General features: G+C 65.5%; 21 protein-coding genes and 1 tRNA gene. 11 read left to right on the top strand and 11 right to left on the bottom strand.

Annotated features, from left to right (window positions below):
• Positions 1-63: 63 nt before the first annotated feature.
• On the bottom strand, positions 64-429 hold the full coding sequence (locus tag NUH86_RS16275; RefSeq protein ID WP_267250453.1) for a DUF962 domain-containing protein: 366 nt from the start codon (positions 427-429) through the stop codon (positions 64-66).
• Between the two features lie 65 nt (positions 430-494).
• The gene (locus NUH86_RS16270; protein WP_267250452.1) at positions 495-1,466 is read right to left on the bottom strand and encodes a serine hydrolase; all 972 of its coding nucleotides are present in this window, start codon (positions 1,464-1,466) and stop codon (positions 495-497) included.
• Positions 1,467-1,545: 79 nt separating this feature from the next.
• Between NUH86_RS16270 and ung the strand changes: the two genes are divergently transcribed.
• The 6 genes from ung (at position 1,546) to NUH86_RS16240 (ending at position 9,725) form a co-directional block, all read left to right on the top strand.
• Positions 1,546-2,244 carry a uracil-DNA glycosylase gene (ung, locus tag NUH86_RS16265; protein ID WP_267250451.1) on the top strand — a complete coding sequence of 233 codons (699 nt, stop codon included), beginning with the start codon at positions 1,546-1,548 and terminating at the stop codon, positions 2,242-2,244.
• Positions 2,241-2,504 (top strand): hypothetical protein, encoded by a 264-nt coding sequence (locus tag NUH86_RS16260; protein ID WP_087575341.1) that lies wholly within the window; start codon positions 2,241-2,243, stop codon positions 2,502-2,504. Before ung ends, NUH86_RS16260 begins: the two co-directional genes overlap by 4 nt.
• Positions 2,505-2,542: 38 nt before the next feature.
• Positions 2,543-2,974 carry a DUF488 family protein gene (locus NUH86_RS16255; RefSeq protein WP_267250450.1) on the top strand — a complete coding sequence of 144 codons (432 nt, stop codon included), beginning with the start codon at positions 2,543-2,545 and terminating at the stop codon, positions 2,972-2,974.
• Positions 2,975-3,040: 66 nt separating this feature from the next.
• Positions 3,041-6,370 (top strand): DUF2126 domain-containing protein, encoded by a 3,330-nt coding sequence (locus NUH86_RS16250; RefSeq protein WP_267250449.1) that lies wholly within the window; start codon positions 3,041-3,043, stop codon positions 6,368-6,370.
• Positions 6,367-8,838, top strand: a complete 2,472-nt coding sequence (locus NUH86_RS16245; protein WP_267250448.1) for a circularly permuted type 2 ATP-grasp protein — start codon at positions 6,367-6,369, stop codon at positions 8,836-8,838. The genes NUH86_RS16250 and NUH86_RS16245 overlap by 4 nt, the downstream gene beginning before the upstream one ends.
• Positions 8,835-9,725: a transglutaminase family protein gene (locus NUH86_RS16240; RefSeq protein WP_267250447.1), complete on the top strand. Its 891-nt coding sequence runs from the start codon at positions 8,835-8,837 to the stop codon at positions 9,723-9,725. The genes NUH86_RS16245 and NUH86_RS16240 overlap by 4 nt, the downstream gene beginning before the upstream one ends.
• A gap of 98 nt (positions 9,726-9,823) precedes the next feature.
• Here NUH86_RS16240 and NUH86_RS16235 read toward each other — a convergent pair whose 3' ends face one another.
• From NUH86_RS16235 to NUH86_RS16200, 8 genes are all read right to left on the bottom strand, one after another.
• Positions 9,824-10,654: a sulfite exporter TauE/SafE family protein gene (locus NUH86_RS16235; protein ID WP_267250446.1), complete on the bottom strand. Its 831-nt coding sequence runs from the start codon at positions 10,652-10,654 to the stop codon at positions 9,824-9,826.
• 246 nt (positions 10,655-10,900) lie between these two features.
• Positions 10,901-12,262: an ATP-binding protein gene (locus NUH86_RS16230; protein ID WP_267250445.1), complete on the bottom strand. Its 1,362-nt coding sequence runs from the start codon at positions 12,260-12,262 to the stop codon at positions 10,901-10,903.
• On the bottom strand, positions 12,259-12,978 hold the full coding sequence (locus tag NUH86_RS16225; RefSeq protein ID WP_267250444.1) for a response regulator: 720 nt from the start codon (positions 12,976-12,978) through the stop codon (positions 12,259-12,261). Before NUH86_RS16225 ends, NUH86_RS16230 begins: the two co-directional genes overlap by 4 nt.
• A gap of 72 nt (positions 12,979-13,050) precedes the next feature.
• The gene (locus NUH86_RS16220; protein WP_267250443.1) at positions 13,051-13,668 is read right to left on the bottom strand and encodes an EF-hand domain-containing protein; all 618 of its coding nucleotides are present in this window, start codon (positions 13,666-13,668) and stop codon (positions 13,051-13,053) included.
• Positions 13,669-13,805: 137 nt separating this feature from the next.
• Positions 13,806-15,023 carry an argininosuccinate synthase gene (locus tag NUH86_RS16215; RefSeq protein WP_267250442.1) on the bottom strand — a complete coding sequence of 406 codons (1,218 nt, stop codon included), beginning with the start codon at positions 15,021-15,023 and terminating at the stop codon, positions 13,806-13,808.
• A gap of 160 nt (positions 15,024-15,183) precedes the next feature.
• Positions 15,184-16,044 (bottom strand): hypothetical protein, encoded by an 861-nt coding sequence (locus NUH86_RS16210; protein WP_267250441.1) that lies wholly within the window; start codon positions 16,042-16,044, stop codon positions 15,184-15,186.
• Positions 16,045-16,246: 202 nt separating this feature from the next.
• Positions 16,247-16,441, bottom strand: a complete 195-nt coding sequence (locus tag NUH86_RS16205; protein ID WP_267250440.1) for a DUF4169 family protein — start codon at positions 16,439-16,441, stop codon at positions 16,247-16,249.
• A 28-nt stretch (positions 16,442-16,469) separates the two neighbouring features.
• Positions 16,470-16,543 (bottom strand) — tRNA-Gly (locus NUH86_RS16200).
• A gap of 110 nt (positions 16,544-16,653) precedes the next feature.
• Here NUH86_RS16200 and NUH86_RS16195 point away from each other — a divergent pair.
• The 4 genes from NUH86_RS16195 to NUH86_RS16180 all read left to right on the top strand — a co-directional run bounded on the left by NUH86_RS16195 (position 16,654) and on the right by NUH86_RS16180 (position 22,056).
• Complete coding sequence (locus NUH86_RS16195) at positions 16,654-17,574, top strand: LysR family transcriptional regulator (RefSeq protein ID WP_267250439.1); 921 nt, start codon at positions 16,654-16,656, stop codon at positions 17,572-17,574.
• A gap of 127 nt (positions 17,575-17,701) precedes the next feature.
• Complete coding sequence (locus NUH86_RS16190) at positions 17,702-19,816, top strand: TonB-dependent receptor domain-containing protein (protein WP_267250438.1); 2,115 nt, start codon at positions 17,702-17,704, stop codon at positions 19,814-19,816.
• Between the two features lie 105 nt (positions 19,817-19,921).
• Positions 19,922-21,037: a DUF47 family protein gene (locus NUH86_RS16185; RefSeq protein WP_267250437.1), complete on the top strand. Its 1,116-nt coding sequence runs from the start codon at positions 19,922-19,924 to the stop codon at positions 21,035-21,037.
• A gap of 17 nt (positions 21,038-21,054) precedes the next feature.
• A complete protein-coding gene (locus tag NUH86_RS16180; protein ID WP_267250436.1) occupies positions 21,055-22,056 on the top strand; it encodes an inorganic phosphate transporter in 1,002 nt (333 codons plus the stop codon).
• 61 nt (positions 22,057-22,117) lie between these two features.
• On the opposite strand, the gene NUH86_RS16175 is transcribed toward NUH86_RS16180, so the two are convergent.
• Positions 22,118-22,285: a hypothetical protein gene (locus NUH86_RS16175; protein WP_267250435.1), complete on the bottom strand. Its 168-nt coding sequence runs from the start codon at positions 22,283-22,285 to the stop codon at positions 22,118-22,120.
• Positions 22,286-22,408: 123 nt separating this feature from the next.
• Between NUH86_RS16175 and NUH86_RS16170 the strand changes: the two genes are divergently transcribed.
• A complete protein-coding gene (locus NUH86_RS16170; RefSeq protein WP_267250434.1) occupies positions 22,409-23,812 on the top strand; it encodes a helix-turn-helix domain-containing protein in 1,404 nt (467 codons plus the stop codon).
• The last annotated feature ends 181 nt before the right edge of the window (positions 23,813-23,993 follow it).

The following is a 23,993-nucleotide window of genomic DNA, read 5'->3' as shown; positions in this document are numbered from 1 at the left end:
GCATTTCCCCTCCACCACCGCTTTCAGCGGCGGTCTCCCTCCCCATCCTTGATGGGAAGGATTTTAGAGTTGGCGGCGGAGGGCGGGGTCGACGGTACCGTCGGGGCGTATACCGGCGCGCTTGAGGTCGCGGGCCATATGGCCGGTCAGGAAACGGAACCACATTACAAAATCGGCGCGGAGCGACCAGAATGGGTAACGGAGGGTCGCTGGACGATTATGTTCGATCAGGCTGTGACCGGCCCAGGCAAAGCCGTAACCCGCGAGGGGAAGCGCGGGAACCATCCACCATCTTCCCGCAACAGGCAGCGCCGCCAGCAGCAGCACGACCAGGCTGGTGCCCGCATAATGCATGGCGCGCGTGCCCGCACGGGCATGTTCCTGGAGATAATAGGGCCAAAAGTCCCGGAATGCAGCCTTGCCGTCCATCGCACTCCCCTCCTCCATGGCCTTTCAGCCTATCGGGAAAGGTGATCGAAGTTAAGGTCGATGCGTCAGACCGTGTGCCGATCGGGGGCGAACAGGAAATAATCATAAGCGGCCCGCGCCGCTTCGGCCATGATGCGGTCTCGCATCTCATGCCCCTTATAATCCTTCATCACGAAGACCGAAATGACGAACATGCGGCCATCGGGCAAGGTGACGATGCCCGTATCGTTGCCAAGGCCGTTCAGCGTCCCGGTCTTGTGCGCGATGCGCGTGCCGGGGGGCAGCATGGCGCGCAGCCGCGCCTTGCCGGTCTTACAGCGTTCCATGATCGACAGCATCAGCGCGGTCGTCTGCGGTTTCAGCACCTTGCCCAGGCGGATCGCGGCGAGCAGGTCGTCCATCGCGCGCGGCGTGGCGGTGTCGCGGGGATCGGCGGTGAAGCCGATATTGGGCATGTCGCGCGCGTCGCGCTGGGCGGCGGAAAGGACGGACTCCACGGCCGCTTCATCCCCGAAGCCCACGCCCGTCACCTTGGCGCGGGCGAGCAGGTCGCGGGTATTGCTGTCGACTCGCAAACCCTTGATCCCGGCGGCGTGGACCCAGTCGTTGACCGCCTGCGGGCCGCCCGCGCGGGCGACGAGGGCGTCGGTCGCCTCATTGTCGCTGAGCGTCAGGCTCATGTCGAGCAGCGTGCGCACCGGCAGCGGACGGCCAAGGCGGAGGAGCGGTTCGTCGAGGCTGAGGCTGCCCGCGTCGAGCAGCGAGAGGATCTTGGCCGCGACCGCCACCTTGTAGGTGCTGGCCATCGGGAACAGCGTGTCGCCATTATAGGCCAGCGTTTCCCCGGTGCCCAGGTCGCGCACGGCGATGCCGACCGTGCCGTCGGTCAGCGCCGCGAAGCGGGCGAATTCGGCCATCAAGCGGGATTGCGCGCTATGCTGAACCGGATTGGGAGTCGGACCGAAGGCGTCGGCGGTGGGCAAGGGGGCGAGGAAAAGCCCCAGAAAGGCGATCAGCTTGGTACGAAGGCGCGGCATCTCGCTTATTTTCCCGATTCGCGGAGCCAGGGCAAGTCTTGTTGACAGCGGATTGCCCGGCGGTTCATCACGCCGGGCCATGAGCGATACGATCAAGCTGGACGAGAGCTGGCGCGCGCCGCTGCTCCAGGAATTCGAAAGTCCCTATATGCAGGGGCTGAAACGCTTTCTTCAGGAGGAGAAGGCGCAGGGGAAGCGCATCTTCCCCAAGGGCGGCGAATATTTCCGGGCGCTGGACCTGACACCGCTCGACAAGGTGAAGGTAGTCGTGCTGGGGCAGGATCCCTATCATGGCGAGGGGCAGGCGCATGGCCTGTGCTTTTCGGTGAAGCCGGGGGTGCGCACACCGCCGTCGCTGGTCAATATCTACAAGGAATTGCAGAGCGACCTGGGCCTGAAACCCCCGCGCCACGGCTTTCTGGAGCATTGGGCGCGACAGGGCGTGCTGTTGCTGAACAGCGTGCTGACGGTGGAGATGGGCAAGGCCGCGTCGCACCAGAAGCAGGGCTGGGAACAGTTTACCGACGCCATCATCCGGCTGGTCAACCAGAAGAGCGAGCCGGTGGTGTTCCTGCTCTGGGGCGCCTACGCCCAGCGCAAGGCGGAATTCGTTGACCGGACGCGGCATCTGGTGCTGAAGGCGGCGCATCCTTCTCCGCTGTCGGCGCATAACGGCTTTCTGGGCTGCCGCCATTTTTCGAAGGCCAACGCCTTTCTGGAGGAGAAAGGGCGCGGGGCGATTGACTGGGGCCTGCCCGAAACGGTTCCCGCACCATGAATTTCGACGATCAGTTGCACCGTTATTTCGGAGTGCGGGACGTGGACGCGCTGACGCCCGACGCGCTGGCGGCGGGGATCGAGCATATGCGGGTCGACTTCGGGCTGGAGACGGACGGGCGGCGGCGCTTTGCGCTCTGGTCGCTGATGTTCCTGCTGGGCGACGCGCCCGATCTGGACGAGGCGTTCGCGGACCCCGCCGACCGGGACGCGGCGCGGGATTTCATGGAGATGATGGAGCGGGCGGAGGGGGACGGGTAGCGTTTGCCGCTCCGCAGGAACACGCTATCCTGTCGGGCATGCGAATCTTCACCATCGGCTATGAAGGCGCGACGCAGGACGAGGTGATCGCGGCGTTGCAGGCGGCGGGCGTCACGCTGCTGGCCGATGTGCGGGCCGTGCCCCTGTCGCGGCGGCCGGGCTTTTCCAAGAATATCCTGGCCGCCGGGCTGCGGGAGGCGGGGATCGACTATGCCGGGTTGAAGGCGCTGGGCACGCCTGCCGCCGGACGCGAGGCGGCGCGCAAGGGCGATCGCAAGCGGCTGGAGGAGATTTATGAGGGACAATTGGCGTTGCCCGAGGCCATGGTGCAGGCGGCGCAACTCATTGAAATGGCGCAGGAGCGACCGACCGCGTTGCTCTGTTTCGAGCGGGATGCGGCGGCCTGCCACCGCTCGCTCCTGCTGGACGCAGTGATGCCGGACGCGGAGCGGGTCGATTTGCTGCCCTGACAGAATCTTTCGGCGCGAACCGATTGTATATTGCATTGCAGCAGGGGGTGGCGTTTCATCGCCCTCATGCTGAAGGCCGCGCTCCACCACCTGACGTCCTATCGCTACAGTCGGCCGATCAGGCTTGGGCCGCAGGTGATCCGATTGCGGCCCGCGCCGCATAGCCGGACGAAAATTCCCAATTATGCCTTGAAGATCGAGCCGTCGGGGCATTTCCTGAACTGGCAGCAGGATCCGCATGGCAATTGGCTGGCGCGGATCGTCTTTCCCGATCCGGTCGATCATTTTTCGGTCGAGGTGGACCTGCTGGCCGATCTCGACATCATCAATCCCTTCGACTTTTTCGTGGAGCCTTATGCGGAGGATTATCCCTTCGCCTATGACGAGCAGCTTCGCACCGACCTTGCCGCCTATTTCGAGGTCGAGGATCAGGGACCGCTGTTCGAGGCTTTGGTCGAGAGCCATAGGGGTTTTACGGGGCGGACGATCGACTTTCTGGTTGAGGTGAACCGGCAGCTCCAGCAACGGGTCGGCTATGTGATCCGCATGGAAACCGGGGTGCAGGGGCCGGAGGAGACGCTGGAGATCGGCACCGGATCGTGCCGGGATTCGGCCTGGCTGCTGGTGCAGTTGCTGCGGCGGCTGGGCTTTGCGGCGCGGTTCGTGTCGGGCTATTCGATCCAGTTGGTGGCCGATGTCGAGCCGCTGGAGGGGCCGAAAGGCGTGTCGCAGGACGTGGTCGACCTCCATGCCTGGGCGGAGGCCTATGTGCCGGGCGCGGGCTGGGTGGCGCTCGACGCGACGTCGGGCATGTTCGCGGGCGAAGGGCATATTCCGCTCTGCGCGACGCCGCATTTTCGATCCGCCGCGCCGATTACCGGCATGGCCGAACCGGCGGAGGTGGATTTCCATTTCTCCATGGGCGTCAGCCGCATTGCCGAGGCGGTGCGGATCACCAAGCCGTTCACCGACGCGCGCTGGGATGCGGTGATGGCCCTGGGCGCGCAGGTGGACGCCGATCTCATCGCGCAGGACGTGCGGCTGACCACCGGGGGCGAGCCGACCTTCGTGGCCGAGAATGGCGGCGATGCGGGCGAGTGGAACGGCGATGCCGTGGGACCGACCAAGGCGGGCTATGCCGACCGGCTGATCCGGGGGCTGCGGGAGGCTTTCGCGCCGGGCGGGATGCTGCATCATGGGCAGGGCAAATGGTATCCGGGCGAGAGCCTGCCGCGATGGGCCTATGCGGTGTACTGGCGGCGGGACGGGGTGCCGATCTGGCGGAATGCCGGGCTGATCGCGGATGAGGTGGCGGCGGACGATGCACGGACGGTGACGGCGCAGGATGCCGAGGCCTTTCTGGCGCATATGGCAGGCGCGATGGGCTTTACGCCGGAGCATATCCAGCCGGTCTACGAAGACCCGGCGGTGTGGGCGGTCAAGGAAGCGGACCTGCCGGTCAACACCTCGCCCGACGATCCCAAGATTGCCGATCCGGAGGCGCGGGCGCGGATGGTGCGCGCCTTCGAGCGGGGGCTGGACCAGCCGGTGGGTTTCGTGCTGCCGGTGCAACGGTGGCAGAGCCAGGTGCCGACGCCACGCTGGCAGAGCGAGATCTGGCAGTTGCGGCGCGGTCGGCTGTTCGCGGTGCCGGGGGATTCGGCCCTGGGCTACCGCTTGCCCCTGGGGTCGCTGCCTCATGTGCCAGAGGCGGCCTTCCCCTATATCCATCCCCGCGATCCGAGCGAGCCGCGTGGACCTTTGCCGGATTTCCGCGCCACGCTGGAAGAGGTCCATGCCCAGCCGATGCAACGGGTGCCGGATGCGCCGGGCGGGACCGCCGCGCAGGAGCGTGTCGAGCAGTTCCATATCGAGGGCGCGGTGCGGACCGCCGTGACGGTCGAGCCAAGAGGGCATTTCCTGTCGATCTTCCTGCCGCCGGTGGAGGCGCTGGAGGACTATCTGGAACTGGTCGCGCAGGTCGAGGGCGCGGCGGAGGCGATGCGGATTCCGGTGCGGATCGAGGGCTATGCGCCGCCGCCCGATCCGCGATTGCAGGCGCTCAAGGCCACGCCCGATCCCGGCGTGATCGAGGTGAATGTGCAACCCGCCGCAAGCTGGGGCGAGACGGTGGAGATCACCGAGCGGCTCTATGCGCTGGCGCGGACCTGCGATCTGACCGCCGACAAGTTCATGGTCGACGGGCGATCCGTGGGCACGGGCGGCGGCAATCATATCGTGCTGGGCGGGCCGAGCCTGAATGATTCGCCCTTCATCCGGCGGCCCGATCTGCTGAAAAGCTTCGTGCTCTATTGGCAGCGGCACCCCTCGCTTTCCTATCTGTTTTCCGGCCTGTGCATCGGGCCGACCAGCCAGGCGCCGCGCATCGACGAGGCTCGGCATGACGGGCTTTACGAGCTGGAAATCGCGCTGGCGCAGGTGCCGCCGCCCGGCGAGGGTGATGCGCCGCCGCCCTGGCTGGTGGACCGGCTATTCCGCAATCTGCTGGTCGACGTGACGGGCAACACCCATCGCACCGAAATCTGCATCGACAAGATGTTCTCGCCGGACGGGCCGACCGGGCGATTGGGGCTGCTGGAGTTTCGCGGCTTCGAAATGCCGCCGGAACCGAAGATGAGCCTGGCGCAGCAATTGCTGTTGCGGGCGCTGACGGCATGGTTCTGGCGGCAGCCGCAGCAGGGCAATCTAGTGCGCTGGGGGACGGCGCTGCATGATCGTTTCATGCTGCCTCATTTCGTCTGGGCGGATTTTCTGGAGGTGCTGGGCGACCTGAAAGGCGCTGGCTACGACTTCGACCCCAACTGGTTCGAGGCGCAGCGGCAATTCCGCTTCCCCATCCACGGCGCGGTCGACGCGGGTGGCGTGGGGCTGGAGATCGCCCATGCGCTGGAGCCGTGGAACGTGCTGGGCGAGACCGGCGCGATCGGAGGCACGGTGCGCTATGTCGACAGTTCGACCGAGCGCTTGCAGGTGCGGGCAACGGGCCTTGTCGCCGGGCGGCATGTCGTCGCCTGCAATGGCCGTCGTGTGCCGATGACGCCGACCGCCGTGCCGGGCGAGGCGGTGGGCGGCGTGCGCTACAAGGCCTGGGCGCCGGCGGCCTGCCTGCACCCCGCCCTGCCGGTCAATGCGCCCTTGATCTTCGATGTGCTGGATAGCTGGAGCGGGCGGTCGCTGGGCGGCTGCGTCTATCATGTCGCGCATCCGGGCGGACGCCATTACGACACGCTGCCGATCAACGCCTATGAGGCCGAGGCGCGGCGCAAGGCGCGGTTCCAGGATTATGGCCATACGCCCGGCCCGGTCGACATGCCGCCCGCCGAGGCGGCAAGCGAGTTCCCGATGACGCTGGACCTGCGTTTCCGGCATCCATGACCATGGCCGACGCCCTTCCCGTGGACACGTCCGGTTGGGCCGAATCCTATCTGGCGCGCGCGCCCGAGGGCGACCTGTTCGCAGGGGCCAGCCAGGAGATGGCCGGCCATTGGCGCGCCATGCTGGAGCGGCTGAACCTCCAGGCGCAGGGCGATCCGGCGGTGCTGGCGGGCAATGTCGGGCGGCAGGCGGTCGATCTGGGGCTTGCTTTTCGCCTGACCGGGGATCAGCAGGAACGGCCCTGGCCGCTCAGCCCCGTTCCGCTGCTGATCGGCACGCGGGAATGGGCGCATATCGAGCAAGGCCTCGTCCAGCGGGCGCAGTTGCTGGAGCGCGTCATCAGCGACATATACAGCACGCAATCGCTGGTGCGGAACGGCAAGCTGCCCGCCAGCGTCATCACCGGCAGCCCGCATCATTGGCGGGTGATGACCGGCGCGCCGCCGCCGCATGGACATTTCATCCATTTCTACGCCGCTGATCTGGCGCGCGGGCCGGATGGCGAATGGCGGGTGCTGGCGGACCGGGTGCGCACGCCCGTGGGTGTCGGCTATGCGCTGGAGAACCGGCTGGCCCTGTCGCGGGCGACCGGGGATTTGCTGGGCGCGCTCAATGTGCGGCGGCTGGCGCCGTTCCTGAGCGATTTGCGGCGCGGCCTCGCGGCGGATTGCGAGCGGAGCGATCCGCGCATCGGGCTACTGTCGCCGGGACGCTTCAACCAGAGCTATGCCGAACAGGCGCATCTGGCGCGCTATCTGGGCCTGTTGCTGGTCGAGGGTGAGGATCTGATCGTGTCCGACGGGCAATTGTTCGTGCGCACGATCCAGGGGTTGAAGCGGGTCGATGGGCTGTGGCGCTGGATGGACAGCCGCTTCATCGATCCGCTGGCCTTCGACGCGGAATCGCGCATCGGCGTGCCCGACCTGTTCGACGCCTGCGTGAAGGGTGGGCTGATGCTGGCCAACTGGCCCGGCGTGGGCGTGATCGAATCGCGGGCCATGGCGGCCTTCCTGCCGGGGCTGGCGCGAGAGGTGCTGGGGGCGGACCTGATCCTGCCCAATATCGCGACATGGTGGTGCGGGCAGAGCGCGGAGCGGGCGCATGTGGCCGATGCGATGGACGATTTGGTGGTAGGATCGGCCTTCGACCGCGACGTGGCGGGGCTGACGGGCACGCGCTTCCTGCCCGGATCGGCCATGGATGCGGCGCAGCGGGCGGCCTTGCTGGACGCCATGGCGCGGCGGCCGATGGACTATGTGGGACAGGAGGTGGTGCGGCTGTCGACCACGCCCGCGATCGTCGAAAGGAAGCTGACCCCCCTGCCCTTCACCCTGCGCGTGTTCGTGGCACGGGATGAGCTGGGGCAATGGCGGATCATGCCGGGCGCCTTCACGCGGCTGGCGGCGCATGGCGACATTCGCGCCGCGCTGATGGGCGAAGGCGATCTGTCGGCGGATATGTGCGTGCTGGACGGCAAGCCGGTGCCGCAGGACGGGCTGGCGGCGGCGGCGCCCGCCATAAGGCGCGTGGGGGGCATGCTGCCCGCCAAGGCGGCGGACAATCTTTATTGGCTGGGGCGCTATATCGAGCGCATGGAGATGACGGCGCGGGTGATCCGCTCGATCGTCGGCGGGTCGATCGAGGCCGATCTGGGACCGGCGGTTGGATCGCCCACCATGGATCGACTGATGGGTCAGCTTGCCGTTTGGGGCGCGATTCCGGGCAGTGCGGGCGCGGTCGGGCCTTTGTGCGCGCAGGCGCTGGGCGACGGCGCGCAGCCGGGGAGCGTGCGGGCGTTGCTGGCGGCGGTTGCAGGGATCGGCGAAGGGCTGCGCGATAGGCTGGCGGTGGATTATTGGCGGCTGGTGCGCCTGCCCTTGCCCGAATTCGACGGCGTGGTGACGGAGACGTTGCTGGAAGCCTCTTCGCGGATGATCGAGCGGATTTCCGCGCTGTCCGGGCTGGCCGCCGAGAATATGGGACGGACCGAAGGGTGGCGCTTCCACGATATGGGGCGGCGGATGGAGCGGGCGATCAACGGCTGTCGCCTGGCGATGCTGTTCGGGGCCGATTGGGCGTCGGCGGACGACCTGACCGTGTTGCTGGACCTCAACGACAGCCAGATCAGCTATCGCAACCGCTATCTCGCCGGGCCTGCATTGGCGCCGGTGCGCGACCTGGTGGCGCTGGAGCCGCAAAATCCGCGCTCCATCGTCTATCAGGCGCAACGGCTGGCGGAGCATGTCGCAGAGCTGCCCGCGCTGCATGGCGACGGCATGCCGGAAGAGCCGCAACGGCTGGCGGCCATGCTGGCGGCGCGTTTGGCGCCGCTGACGGGGGATGCGCTGACCATGGCGGATCTCAGCGATGCGGAAAGCCGGCTGCTCGGGCTTTCGGACGCCATCGGTCAGCGCTATTTCCTACAGCGGCGCAAGGAAAAGAGCGAGGCCGTCAGCCTGCTGTCATGATCTACCGCATCCGGCATCAAACCATCGTGCATTATGATGCGCCGGTGCAATTGGCGCGCTTCAACCTGCGGCTGCGGCCTGCGCCATGGCCGGGACAGTGGACGTCGGATTATCATCTGGCGGTAGATCCCGTACCTTCCTCCATCGAATCGCGGCCGGGGGCCTGGCCGGTGAATGTGGCGCGGATAGAGATCGACAATCCACTGCGCCGGATCAGCATCGAAAGCAGTTTCCGCGCTGGGATTCAGGGCAGCCCGCCAATCGAGCCGCAAGCGGATGATCCCACCATCGGCGCCGTGGCGGAGGCGGCTTTGGCGGCGCGGGACATGGGATCGGCGGGGCCTGCCCATTATCTCCACGCCTCACCGCGTGTGCCCATGGCGGCGGAGATCGGGGCCTGGGCGAAGGATTTGCTGGCCCTGGATCGGCCGATTGTGGCGGCGGCGCTGGAACTGGCGCGGCGGATCAAAGGCGAATTCGCCTATGTGAACGGCGCGACCGACGCAGCGACGCCGGTGGCGGAGGCCTTTGTGGCGCGCCATGGGGTGTGCCAGGACTTTGCCCATGTGATGGTGGCGGCGTTGCGCTGGTTCGGTCTGCCGGCGGCCTATGTCAGCGGCTATTTGCGCACCGATCCGCCGCCGGGCATGGCGCGGCTGGTCGGCGCGGACGCGATGCATGCCTGGGTGATGCTCTGGTGCGGGCCGACACGGGGCTGGATCGGCTTCGATCCGACCAATGGGGTGATTGCGGGCGACGGGCATCTGTTCGTCGCCATGGGGCGGGATTATGCCGACGTCGCGCCGATGGACGGGCTGTTCGTCGGTGGCTCCGGGCAGAATGTCCAGGTGATGGTGGACGTCATGCCGGAGCAGGAAGAGGCTTGAACCCTGCTCCCGCCCGTCCTGAATCAAATAATATCAATATATTGCACAAAATCCGCCCGTAGCCTGTGCAGCGGCCACGGGCGGTCAGGCAAGCCAAGTCACATCTTGATGGCGTTGCGGAACATCACGAAGGCGATGACGACCAGATAGATGCCGAAGAACTTCTTGAGCGGCGCCGCAGGAAGGCTGTGCGCTGCCGCCACGCCCAGCGGCGCGGTGAGGATCGACATGGAGGCGATGGCCAGCGTCGCGGGAATGTTGACATAGCCCAGCGATCCCCAGGGCAGACCCGTTTCCTTGAGGCCGATCAGCGCGAAGCCGATGGCGCTGGGAATGGCGATCAGCGTGCCGATGCCCGATGCGGTGGCGATGGCGCGATGGATGGAACGCCCGCACAACGTCATCACCATGATGGCGATGGTGCCGCCGCCGATGCCCAGCAGCGCGGAAAAGGTGCCTAGGCCCCCAGCGATGCCAACGCGGGCGATGCCGGACGGCATGGTGTCGCTGATCACCTTGCCACCGACCTTGGGCAGCAGGAAATTGAGCGACATCAGGAACACGCCGACCGCGAAGATCATGGTCAGGATGTGCCCGTCCACATGACCGGCCAGCAATACGCCGACGCCGTCGCCCAGGATGATCCACGGCGCCCATGTCTTGAGCACTTCGAACTCCACCGCGCCGCGCTTGGCATGGGCGAGGAGCGAGCGGATCGACGTCACGATGATCGTCGCGGCGGACGTGCCGATGGCGACATGGGCGATGGCCTCATGCGTGCCCCCCAGCAGCGGCAGCACCACGAACAGAGCGGGCACCACCACGAAACCGCCGCCGATCCCGAAAATCCCTGCCGCGAAACCGGCGAACAGACCCGCGCCCAGCATCGCGACCAGCGGTACGAGCCAAGTCATCATCTCCCCCTGCATCAGCGGCGCTCCTCCGCCACTGTGGCGCGGGCGGCGCTATCGGGGAAGATGCCTTTATGGATCAAGGCGGCGGAAGCTGTGCAATCGAACATGATGGAAACCCATGCCTCTCTTCGGCGGAACAGTATGCGGCGGGGGCGATCAATAACCCCTACATCTTCGCAAGACGAACGAAGCCGGGGAACCCGCAAAGAGAGAGAGCAATATTATGGGGATGGGAAATGCCAATGTCCGCTCAGGGTCGTTTCAGGCGGGCAAGACCAGGCTCGCTTCCAACCCGCCCTGCGGCCGGTTGGCAAGCTTCAACGCGCCGCCATGTTCGGCCATGATCGCCCGCACCAGCGCCAGCCCCAGGCCCGCGCCGCCCGTCTCCCGATTGCGCGAGCCTTCCAGACGGGTGAAGGGTTCCATCATCTCCTCCATCCGGTCTTCGGATATGCCGGGGCCGTCATCCGCGACGATCAGGCGGATCGTCCCATCACCCCGCTCCACCGAGACATGCGCCCGCTCGCCATAGACGATGGCGTTTTCGATGAGATTGCGCAGCGCCCGGCGAATCTGCTGCGGGCGCACATCGGCCACCGCCCGCTCGCTATCCGCCAGATCGACTGGCGAACCCAGTTCCAGAAAATCCTCGACCACCGCGTCGGCCAGCGCCGACAGGTCGACCTTCTGCTGCGCCTCGCTACTGCGTCCGGCGCGGGCCAGCGACAATATGTCCTCCAGCATGCGGTTCATTTCCTCGATCGTTTCGGACATGCGGGCGCGCTCGCCCTCGTCCTCGACCGATTCGGCCCGCACCCGCAGCGAGGCCAGCGGCGTGCGCAGGTCGTGACCGATCGCGCCCAGCATCCGGTCCTTCTCGCTCAACATCGCGAAGATACGGCTCCGCATCGCATTGAAGGCCATGGTGAGCTGACGCACGTCGCCGGGGCCGCGTTCCTCCACCGGGTCGGCCGATCCGGTGCGGGCGAATTGCTCCGCCGAACGGGTCAACTGCTTCAACGGCCGCGCCAGTCTGCCCCCCACCCACAGCAACGGCAGCAGCACGATCACGTAGAGGATCAACGTCTGCCCCACCAGCCATCCGCCGAAGCGCGGCTGCCGGTCCCCGATGCGCGTCTGCGTCAGCGCCCATTTGCCCGGCTGATATTCGACCGCCATCGCCAGGCGCGTCATGCGCAAGGGGCCGTGCCGATCCCGGTTGGCCCGTAAGCGAAAACTGTCCCAGCGCCGCAGGGGCAGCGCCTGGCTCTGTTCGACCGCATGGATCGAGCGGACAGAAAAGCCCACATCTTCGAACATCGCGCTGGCACGGCGCTCAACATCCGGCCGGGCAACGCCCTGCAAGACCGGGGCAGCATCCAGGAAGCGAACCCGGCCCCGCCGGTCGGCATCACCCCCATCACCCCCATGCCGATCGGGCCGGTTGTCGAGCGCGTCCACGATCCGGTAGACGCCGGGCGCGGTCTGGGCCGTCAGTTCGATCCGCTGGCGTTCGCGCAACAACAGGGCGAAATTGATCGCCTGCGCCACGAACAGCGCCAGCGCGACCAGGACGATGATCTGGCCGACGATGCTTTGCGGCCAAGGGCGCAGCCGCCTCACAGCTTTCGCACGTCCGCGGACAGGGTATAGCCGCCGCCCCAGACGGTCTTGATCAGGGTCGGATTTTTGGGGTCCGGTTCTATCTTCTTGCGCAGGCGGCTGATCTGGTTGTCGATCGCCCGGTCGAAGGCGTTGGCCTCCCGTCCCTGGGTGATGTCCAGCAACTGGTCGCGGCTCAGCACCTGATTGGGCCGCGTGGCAAAGGCCATCATCAGATTATATTCCGCCGTGGAGAGCGGCAGCGCCACCCCCTCGCTGTCGACCAGCGTGCGTTCCTGGGTCTTCAGAAGCCAGCCCGCAAAGGCATAGGTGGCGCCGTCGGGCGCGGTCACGCGCTGGCCGCCGGTCGCGACCCGGCGGAAGATCACCTTGATGCGGGCGACCAGTTCGCGCGGGGAAAAGGGTTTCAGCACATAATCGTCCGCGCCCATTTCCAGCCCGACGATGCGGTCGGTCTCTTCCGATTTCGCCGTCAGCAGGATGACCGGAATCTCGCTGGTTTCGCGGATATGGCGGCAGAGCGACAGTCCGTCCTCGCCCGGCATCATGATGTCCAGTATCACCAGATCGATGGCGTTGGCGTTAAGGCGTATCCGCGCCTCCGCCGCATTTTCGACAGCCGTGACGCGAAAGCCGTTGCGGACGAGATATTGCGCCAGCGGCTCGCGGATCGAACGCTCGTCGTCGACGAGCAGCAGATGGGGTCGTTCGCTCATGGTCCGGTTCTTGTCATGGGCTCGCGCCGGTTGAAAGGGCGAAGGCCTGCAAATCGACCTTCGCCCTTATTCTCAGTTGGTGGGCGGCGGGGGCGCCTTGCGATCCTTCCAACCGTCGCGGAAGGCCTGCCGCGCCGCCTTCATCTCATCGGCGGTCACCTTGCCGTCATGATTGGCGTCGGCCTTGTCGAACCGGGCGAGCGGGTGGGCCAGGAACTCGGCCTTGGTGACGGCGCCGTCTTTCTTCATCTCACCGCCCGGACCGCCACGCATCCCATGACCCCAGCCCCGGCCGTCCATCCCGCCGGACTTGCCCATGCGGTCGTGCATGCCGTCCCGGCCCTGATGCCCGGCGGCGAATTCCGCCTTGCTGATCAGGCCGTTCCTGTCGGTATCCAGTGCGGCGAAGCGTTCATCGAGTCGCTGCTGGCGGATGATGTCGCGATCCGCCTGGTCGATCTTGCCATCCTTGTTGGCGTCCAGCCTGACGAAGCGAGCTTCGAGTGCGGCGGTCAGTTCCGCCTTCGTGACGGCGCCGTCCTTGTTGGCGTCGGCCCTCATCAGCATGCCGCCGCCTCGCGGCCCGGCGCGATCAGATCGGCCATCCTGAGCGAAAGCAAGGTGCGAGGCAGCCAGCCCGCCGACGAACAGCGAACCCAGCGCCACTGTGGTCATGAATTTGCGGATCATTGGATTTTTCCTTCAAAGCATCTGTCACGAACGGCGTCATGCCATCCCTTGAGGACGCTTATCGGGGAGTTTTGTCCCGCAATTTTGTCACGTCACCCGATAAAATGTCGCAATTTGTATCGGGTGACGGAAGATTCTCAGCGGTCGCGCCGCCCCAGCAGGCGCAAGCGAAGCGCGTTGAGCTTGATGAAGCCAGCCGCGTCACGCTGGTCGTAGGCGCCCGCATCGTCCTCGAAAGTCACGACCTTCTCGCTATAGAGCGAGTATGGCGACTTGCGGCCGACGACATAGACGCCGCCCTTGTACAGCTTCAGGCGGACGGTGCCGGTCACCTTTTCCTGGCTATGGTCGATCGCGGCCTGGAGCATCTCGCGCTCCGGCGAGAACCAGAAGCCGTTATAGATGAGTTCGGCATAACGCGGCGCCAGTTCGTCCTTGAGATGCGCGGCGCCCCGGTCGAGCGTCAGTTGCTCGATGCCGCGATGGGCGAGATGATAGATGGTGCCGCCCGGCGTTTCGTACATGCCGCGCGACTTCATGCCGACGAAGCGGTTCTCCACCAGATCGAGGCGGCCGATACCATGCTTGCGGCCATATTCGTTGAGGGTTTCGAGCAGGGTCGCAGGCGACATGCCGACGCCGTTGATCGCCACGCCGTCGCCACGCTCGAAATCGACGGTGATATATTCGGGCGCGTCGGGCGCGTCCTCCGGGTTCACCGTGCGCGAATAGACATAATCCGGGGTTTCTTCCCACGGATTTTCCAGCACCTTACCCTCGGAACTGGTGTGCAGCATGTTCGCGTCGGTCGAGAAGGGGCTTTCGCCGCGCTTGTCGCGGGGAATTGGAATCTGGTGCTTTTCAGCGAATTCGATCAGCTTCGTGCGGCTGGTCAGATCCCATTCGCGCCAGGGGGCGATCACCTTGATGTCCGGGGCGAGGCCGTAATAGCCCAGTTCGAAGCGGACCTGGTCGTTGCCCTTGCCGGTGGCGCCATGCGACACGGCGTCGGCCCCGACCTGTCTGGCGATCTCTATCTGGCGCTTGGCGATCAGCGGACGGGCGATCGAGGTGCCGAGCAGATAAAGCCCCTCATAAAGCGCGTTGGAGCGCATCATCGGGAAGACATAGTCCTTCACGAATTCCTCGCGCAGGTCGTCGATGAAGATATGCTCTTCCTTGACGCCCATCAGCCGGGCCTTGGCGCGCGCGGGTTCCAGTTCCTCGCCCTGGCCGAGATCGGCGGTGAAGGTCACGACCTCGCACTGATAAGTCTGTTGCAGCCATTTCAGGATCACGCTGGTATCCAGCCCTCCCGAGAAGGCAAGGACGATGCGGTTGATCTTGTCGGACATGGTTCGGGCGACTTTCCTTGAGGCTGAAGGGCCATGAAATTACCGGCGGGCCGGTATCAGGCAAGGCGCATCAGTGCAACCGAATCAACCGAACTAATCCACGGCAAAGGGGACGCCGGACGGAACCGACGCCCCATTTTTAATGCAAATCCAATCGGACTCAGCTTGTCCGGGGCTTGAAGACGGTTTCGCGCCGCCGGTCGGACCCGAAGCGGTAAACCGTCTGTCTGGACTCTGGCCCCATGGACTCTGGCGGGCGAAAGTCGGCAGGAGCCATGACCGGAGCGGACGGGGTTTCCGCCCGCTCCTGCTGCTGGGCGAGCAGGAATCGGGCGCGCGTCATCCGCTTGGCATGCGTGCGAAACGGGTTTTCCGGGCTGGGCGGCGCTGCCACCATTGCCTCAAGGCTGCGATCCTCGTCACTTCGCGCGGGAACGATCGCTGCGGGCGGAGCCATGAGCGGCACGGGCGAAGCAGGTCTCGGCGCGGGTTCGACGGGGACCGCCACGCTCACCTCTTCCACCCATTCCTCTTCCGGGCGATTGCGCCTGCGTAGCAGCGCGGCGCCCGCCAGCCCGGCAAGCAGCAGGGATCCGCCGCCCAAGGCCCACAGGAGAGCCGGATCGATCCCGGCTTCGGATGGGGAAACAGGTGCACGAGTTACAGGCGGCAGCGGTTCAGCCGGCACGACGACTTTGGCGGGCGGCGGTGGGGGAGAGGATACGGTACGCTCCACGGGCGGGTCGGCGCGATATGCGGGCGCGGCAGGCTCTGCCGCCCGCGCCATCGGCCTAGGCGCGGGCTTGGGCGCGGCGCGCTTCTCCACAACAGGCGGGGCGGCCTCGACATTCTCGGCTTTGGACGCCGCAATAGCGGCATCCAGCCGCTGCTCGACCGAAGGCGTCGGTTGGATCACCGGCTGCGTCGGCGCAAAAACCGGAGCAGGTGCGACGGCCTGCGGCTCCGCCTGGGGAACCGCGACAGTCGTTTCCACCGACGGCGCGACAGTCTGCGCGGACAAGGTGGGAGCACTGAGGGCCAGAACAGCGGCAATCGCGGCCCTGGCTGGGCGAATTGAGCGAATGTTTCCAGTCATAGGCAGGTTGAACCCGCGATATTCCCGATTCAGCGCACAGGTTTTTCGCGATTCAGGACCAATCGGGCAAAAGTGCCGACGAATTGACTGAAGCAAAGACGATATTAACAGCTGTTCATCGTAACCGTTAGTTGGGTTCTTCGCCCTTATTGTCGCGAAGCGCTCCTTCGATATGCCGGTTCTTTCGTTCTTCTTCCAGGGATTGGGCTTGGCGTTCAGCCTTGGTGCGGCCAAATTTGGCGCGATTGCGCTGCGCCAGACGATCCTTGTCCGCCCGCGCCCTGGCTTTGCGCGCCTGCCGAAGATTGATGACATCGCCCATAGGCAGGGACGGGCCCCTAGGAGGAAAATGGAGCGGGTAGCGGGGATCGAACCCGCATCACAAGCTTGGAAGGCTAGTGCTCTACCATTGAGCTATACCCGCCCGTCAGGTGGAGCGCCCTGCCATCATCAGGTGGGGTCCGTCAATATGGCAAAGCGATGTCAGGCCAATATCCGCCTTAACCCCGCACGATATTTGCACTATCAGGGGCCATGGACACGCCTTCCCTGCGCCAGTTGGATATATTCGCGCAGATGGTGGCGTCAGGCAACCTTTCGCGTTGCGCCCGCGATCTGGGCACCACCGCCGACGATGTGGCGCGCGATCTGGCGTCGCTGGAGTTGCGCCTGGGCTATCGCCTGTTCGATGATCTGGCCGGGGACGCCCGCCTTACCGCCGCGGGACGAAAAACCGCGCAGGCCATGACCCTGTTGTCGCAGGATCGACCCGGCAACTGGCAAGTGGATCAGGCCGACGACATCGCGCCACCGCCGTCCGGCGCTTCCCCGCAACCCCCTGCACCCTCGCGGGAGACCATCGTCCTGGCCGCGCCAGCGCCGGTCTTCGGCCATTTTCAGGAGGCCCTGGCGGCTTTCGAGGCAGCGAACGACGATATCGCCATCACGCTCGACCTGACGGTCCATCTGGCCGACGAAGCGGCCTGGGCGCTGCATCGCGGCAAGGCGGACATCGCCTATTTCTATGCCCTGGGCGAGACGGACGATCTGTCTTCCCGCTATGGCTGGTCGGAACAGATCAACCTCTATGCCGGACTTGGCCATCCGCTCGCCCGGCGCGACAGCGTGGCGATGACGGAACTGGCCGCCTTGCCGACGCTGGCCATGGAGCCTCGCAACGGCCTGCGGCTGATCATAGACGAGGCGCTGATGCGCGGCGGCGTGCGGCTGGGCGACCCCGTGCTGGAAACCGACAATCTGTTCGACATCATGACCATATTGCGCGAAGGGGCCGGCTGCTTCGCGGCCTTCGGCCCGCTGGCGCGCGATCTGGGGCGCATGACAGGGATAAGGCGGATCGCGCTGGAACGGCCCCTGCCCGCCATAGAGGTGCGGCAGGCCATCCGCCCCCAAAGCCCAGCCGCCGCCGCCCTGGCCGAATTCCTCTTTCTTTAACGACGGCTCGCGGCTGGATGGGGCGATTTCACGATCAACGTTGATCCATGCGTCGAAACGGTATTGATATGCTATATCATTCTATATAGGAGAGCCCATCTCCTCCCGATTCAAGGATGACGAGCCGATGTATCGTTCCGCGCTGTTGCGTGCCGGTTGCGCCCTGTCCGCACTTTCCGCCGCCTGTCCCGCCCTTGCCCAAGACGCCGCCAGCAACGCCGCTCCACAGGCCTATCACGATCAACGAGCGGACATTGTCGTCACCGCCATCATCCCCCGGCGGCAGGGCGACATATTGTCGGGCACTTCGGTGGTTTCGGGCCAGGAACTGACCCGCGATCTGCGTCCTACCATCGGTGAGACGCTGGCCCGCCAGCCGGGCGTTTCAGCGACATCCTTCGGACCCAACGCCTCCCGCCCCGTGTTGCGTGGCTTCCAGGGTGAGCGCGTGCGCATTTTGACCGACGGCATCGGCAGTTTCGATGTCTCCAACACCTCCGTAGATCATGCCGTGGCGATCAATCCGCTGACGGCCGCCCGGATCGAGGTGCTGCGCGGACCGGCGGCGCTGCTCTATGGGTCATCGGCCATCGGCGGCGTGGTCAATGTGATCGACGGCCGAATCCCGCGCCGCGTGCCCGATGAGGCGATCCATATCGACGGCATCGCCACCTATGGCAGCGCCGCCAATGAACGCACCGGATCGGGCGAGATCGAAGCGCCGATCGGCGACAAGATCGTGGTCCATTTCGACGGCAGCTATTCCAAGAGCGGCGACCTGGACACCGGCAGCTATATTCTGACCCCTGCCCTGCGCGCCCAGGCCGCCGCCAGCGGCGATCCGGCGATACAGGATCTGGCCGTTCTGCGCGGCAAGCTGCCCAACAGCGCGGCGCGGACCTGGGAAGTGGCGGGCGGCGCGGCGCTGATCACCGACGGCGGCAATCTGGGCTTCTCGGTCGCACATACCGACAATTTCTATGGCGTGCCGGTGCGCTATTCGCTCGGCCCCGATGGGGAGGCGGAGCAGGTGCGGCTGCATATGAAGCAGGATCGCGCCGATCTGCGCGCCGAGGTGCCGGTCAATGGCGGTTTCCTGGAATCCATCCGCCTGCGGGCCGGTTTCGCCGATTACCAGCATCAGGAGATCGAGGAAGACGGCACCGTCGGCACGACCTTCTACAACCAGTCGATCGAATCGCGGCTGGAACTGGTGCAGGCCAAGCGGGGCGGCTGGGACGGCGCGATCGGCGCGCAGTTCTTCGCCCGCAACTTCCATGTCGTGGGGGAGGAGAAGTTCCTGCCGCGCAACCAGACCGAGCAATTGGGCTTCTTCACGCTGCAATCCTTCGATCTGGGCGCGACGCGGGTCGAACTGGGCGGGCGTTACGAACATACGCGGGTCAGCGCGGATGCCGACGAGACGCTGTTCAACCCGGCTTATCATCGCAGCTTTGACGCGCTGTCCGGGTCTTTGGGAATCAGTCAGGAAATCGTCCCCGGCTGGCGCGCCGGGCTGAACCTGTCCCGCACCGAGCGCGCGCCGTCGGCGGAGGAATTGTTCGCGCGCGGCAACCATGCGGGGACACAGGCCTTCGAACTGGGCAACCCGGATTTCGGGCTGGAAAAAAGCTGGGGCATCGAAGGCACGCTGCGCGGCCAAGGCAAGGGCTATACGTTCTCGCTGTCCGCCTATCACAACTGGTTTGACGGCTATATCTATGACTCGCTGGCCGATGACGGCGTCTGCATGGCGGTCAATGGCGGCGAACCGCTCGACTTCCCCTGCTATCAGAACCTCCAGGCCAATGCCCGTTATCTCGGCTTCGAAGCAGAGGGCACGCTGAAAGTCGGGCAGATCGGCGGCTATGCCGTCAGTCTCGACGGCGTGGCCGACTATGTTCGCGCCACCATCCGGGGGACTGGCCCGGCGCCGCGCATTCCGCCGCTTCGCCTGCTTGGCGGCGTCGAATTGCAGGGCGACCGGCTGAACCTGCGGGGCGAGATCGAACACAGCTTCGCCCAAAACCGCATTGCCGACACCGAGACGCCGACCGACGGTTTCACGCTGGTCAACGCCTCGCTTTCCTTCAAGCCCATCATGGGCAATGACCGGACGACCATCACCCTGTCGGCCAACAACATCTTCGATGTCGAGGCGCGGCGGGCCGCCAGTTTCCTGAAGGATTACGCTCCCCTGGCGGGACGGGACATCCGCGTCACGGCGCGCCTGTCGATCTGACGAGCGGATCGATTGCGCAATGTGACGATTTTGTTACAAGGCGCCGGTGATTCAGGGGTGGCCATTCATAAGTCATGCACGCCTTTCGGCGTATGAAGGCGGCTGATGCGTCAGATCGCCGCCCTTCCCTATGCGACCGATCCGGACGGGTCGATGCGCATCCTGCTGATCACTTCGCGGGATACGCGGCGCTGGGTGATCCCCAAGGGCAATCGCATCAAGGGCATGGCAGGGCACCGCGCCGCCGAACTGGAAGCCTTTGAAGAAGCGGGCATTCACGGCATCGCCTGCCCGGCGCCACTTGGCCGCTACCGCTATGACAAGAAACGGCGGCGGGGCGACACCAAGGAAGCCACGGTAGAGGTTTTCCCGCTTGCAGTGACCGGCCAGTTGCCGCAATGGCCCGAACAAGGGCAGCGGGAACTGCGTTGGTTTCCCGTGGCCGAAGCTGCAAAGGCCGTCGACGAACCCGATCTGCAATCCATCATCGCCGCCTTCCGCGAACCGCCCAAAGATCCGGGCCTGTTCGTGCGGACGTTGCTGCGGGTCAGGGAATGGCAAACCGAAAGGACTGGAATGCTGCGCTGGTTTCACGCGCTGATGCCCAAGCAGGGCCGCTTTTTCGAGCAGTTTGAGGATCATGCCGTGACTTTGGTCGCCGGCGCCGATGCTCTCGCCAAGCTGCTGAAGGGCGGGCCGGACATCGATGCCCATATCAAGGAAATCTCGGACCGCGAACATGAGGCGGACGACATCATCCGCGACGTGCTGCAGGACGTCCGCCGCATCTTTGTCACTCCCTTCGACCGCAGCGCCATCACCGGCCTGATCGGCGTGATGGACGACGCCATCGATCAGATGAACCAGACGGCGAAAGCGATCGCCCTGTTCGAGGTGAAGGAATTTCCTTCCCAGATGCAGGATATGAGCGCCCTGATCGTCGAATGCGCGCGAATCACGGCGGAGGCGATGCCGCTGTTGCGTTCGCTGAACCTGAATTCGGCGCGGCTGCATGACCTGACCGAGCGGCTGGTGAAGCTGGAGGGCCATGCCGACATCCTGCATGAAGCGGGCCTGAAGGCGCTCTACGCCCAGGCGCGGCAGGGCAATCCGATGGACTTTGTCGTCGGGAACGAAATCTACAGCCATCTGGAAAAGGTGACTGACCGGTTCGAGGATGTCGCCAACGAGATTTCCGGCCTGGTCATCGACCACGCCTGACGCGCCAGAGCAGACAGATGGAAGCCCATATCGCCTTACCGCTGCTGGTCGCGCTGATCGGCGTCGCGCTGTTGTTCGATTTTCTGAACGGGCTGCACGACGCCGCCAACTCCATCGCGACCATCGTGTCGACGCGGGTGTTGAAGCCGCAATATGCGGTCGCCTGGGCGGCGTTCTTCAACTTCATCGCCTTCCTCTTCTTCGGCCTGCATGTGGCGGAGACGGTCGGTAAGGGCATTGTCGACGCCAGCATCATCGATCCGGCGGTGATCTTCGGCGCGCTGATGGGGGCGATTGCGTGGAACCTGATCACCTGGGGGCTGGGCATCCCCTCCTCCAGCAGCCATGCGCTGATCGGCGGGTTGCTGGGCGCGGGAACGGCCAAGGCGGGGCTTTCCGCCGTGGTGTGGAGCGGGGTGTTCAAGACCAGCGCCGCCATCGTGCTGTCGCCCGCCATCGGGTTGATGCTGGCGTTGCTGCTGGTGCTGATCATAAGCTGGATATTCCGCCGCTTCACGCCGCAGGGCGCGGACCGGGTGTTTCGCAAGTTGCAGCTCGTCTCGGCGTCGCTCTATTCGCTGGGCCATGGCGGCAATGATGCGCAGAAGACCATGGGGATCATTGCCGTGCTGCTCTATTCGCAGGGCATGCTGACCGGCGGTTTCCATGTGCCCTTCTGGGTGGTGCTGAGTTGCCAGGCGGCGATGGGTCTGGGGACGTTGCTGGGCGGATGGAAGATCGTCCATACCATGGGGTCGAAGATCACGCGGCTGTCACCGGCGCAGGGTTTTTGCGCGGAGACCGGGGGGGCGCTGACTTTGTTCATGGCGACGCATCTGGGCGTGCCGGTGTCGACCACCCACACCATCACCGGCGCGATCGTGGGCGTCGGGGCTTCGCGGCGCTTGTCGGCGGTGCGGTGGAACGTGGCATCCAGCATCATCGTCGCCTGGGTCGTGACCCTGCCTGCCGCCGCGATGATTGGCGCTGCCTTCTACTGGCTGACGCGGTTCTTCTGATGCGATGAGGGCGCGGTCGGTTGCCCGCCGCGCCCTTCCTCTCCTGACCCCTTGGAAATGTTCAGCTCACCCGGCCGAGGCGGTGGTAGAGATTGGCGTATTTGACAGATTCCGGCTTGTCCTGAACTTCGCGCAGATAATGGGCGATGGCAGTTCGGATCAGGCCGAAATCCTCCTGGGAGAAAACCGCGCGGGAACGGGCGGGTTCGCGGGTTTCGGTCGTTTCCATTGGTCTTCCTTTCCGTTGAGATGACACCAAAGACCATGAATGAAGTCGCGGGGTAAGGGCGATTAGTGGGGCGGTGTCATGGGGTGACTTGTTCATACTGTCATTTTTTGACATAGTGACAGTATGGCGGATGATCGGAAACTTTATCTGGGGCCGAAGCTGCGGGTTTTGCGGCGGGAGTTGGGGCTGAACCAGACGCGGATGGCGGAGGAATTGGGGGTTTCGCCCAGTTACCTCAACCATCTGGAGCGCAACCAGCGGCCCTTGACGGCGCAGATGCTGCTGCGGCTGGCCAATGTCTATGACATCGACATTCGCGATTTCGTCGCCAGCACGCAGGAGGGCGCGGCGAGCGCGCTGGGGGAGATATTGTCCGACGCGCTGGTGCGCGACATCGGGGTCGCCCGCGACGAGGTGCTGGAGGTCGCGGAAAATTATCCGGGGGTCAGCGAAGCGATAGGGCGATTCTATCGGGCGCTCAGCGATTTGCGGCGCTTGCCGGAGCAGGTCGCGGCTGGTCCGGGGAGCGCGGCGCCACTGCATGCGCCGATCGACTGGCTGCGCGAGACAATTGCGCGGGCGGGCAATCATTTCGCGGAGCTGGACGCGGCGGCGGAGGTGCTGGCGGGGGAGATGGGGGACGATCCTTCCGCTTTGCAGGCGGACATCAGGGCGCGGCTGAAGGCGCGGCATGGCATGGCCGTGCAGTTCGTGCGGGAGGATGTGCTGGCGGGCACGCTGCGCCATTATGACATGCACCGGCGGCGGCTGTTGCTGAGCGAACGGCTGGCTTCATCCGGGCGGTTGTTCGCGGTCGCGTACCAGCTTTGCGCGCAGGAACTGGCGGACGCCATCGCCGCGCAGGTGGCGCGGGCGGGGCCGCCGGACGAGGACAGCCGCCGCCTGGCGGGTATCGCGCTCACCAACTATGCGGCGGCGGCGCTGATCATGCCCTATGACCGGTTCGCCAGGGCGGCGGAGCAGAGCCGGCACGACCTGCCGCTGTTGCGGGCGCGGTTCGGGGTGTCGATGGAGCAGCTTGCGCATCGCCTCACCAGCCTGGGGCGGACGGGGGCGCGGGGCGTGCCCTTCTTCATGGCGAAGGTGGACCGGGCGGGCATCGTCTCCAAGCGGTTCGACGGGGAGGCGTGGCCCTTTGCGCGGCTGGGGGGCACCTGTCCGCGCTGGGACGCGCATGAGCGGCAGGAGCCGGATGTCGTGCATCCGCAACTGATCGAGACGATGGACGGGCGGCGCTTCGTCAGCCTGACCGTGGGGTTGCCGAGTGAGGGCGGTGCGCGGGGGCGGTCCGTGATCGCGCTCGGCTGCGAGGCGAAGCATGGGGCGCGGATCGTGCATGCCGACGGGATCGATTTCGAGAAGGGCGCGGCTACGGAGGTGGGGCCGACCTGTCATTTGTGCGAGCGGCGGGGGTGTCCGGACCGCGCCCTGCCGCCCGTGACGCGGGCGCTGGATTTGCATGGCTATGAGCGGACGGTGGCGCCGTTTCCGTTTCGGCGGGTTTAGGGGGGATTGATGGCTTATCCTGTTTAAGCTGCGGAGTGTTCCTGCGAAGGCAGGAACATGTTGAGCTTCGACCGGATCAGGACAGACTTCAGGCCGTAAGCGGCGGTCGGTCTGCAAGGCCGCTTGAAACCCGTTAACCGCCGTCCCGGGTGCTCATTTCAAAGCAAGGGCGCTGATGAGC

This window comes from Sphingobium sp. JS3065 (genome assembly GCF_026427355.1).
Taxonomy (GTDB): Bacteria; Pseudomonadota; Alphaproteobacteria; order Sphingomonadales; family Sphingomonadaceae; genus Sphingobium.
This window is presented reverse-complemented; position numbering and strand designations above follow the sequence as displayed.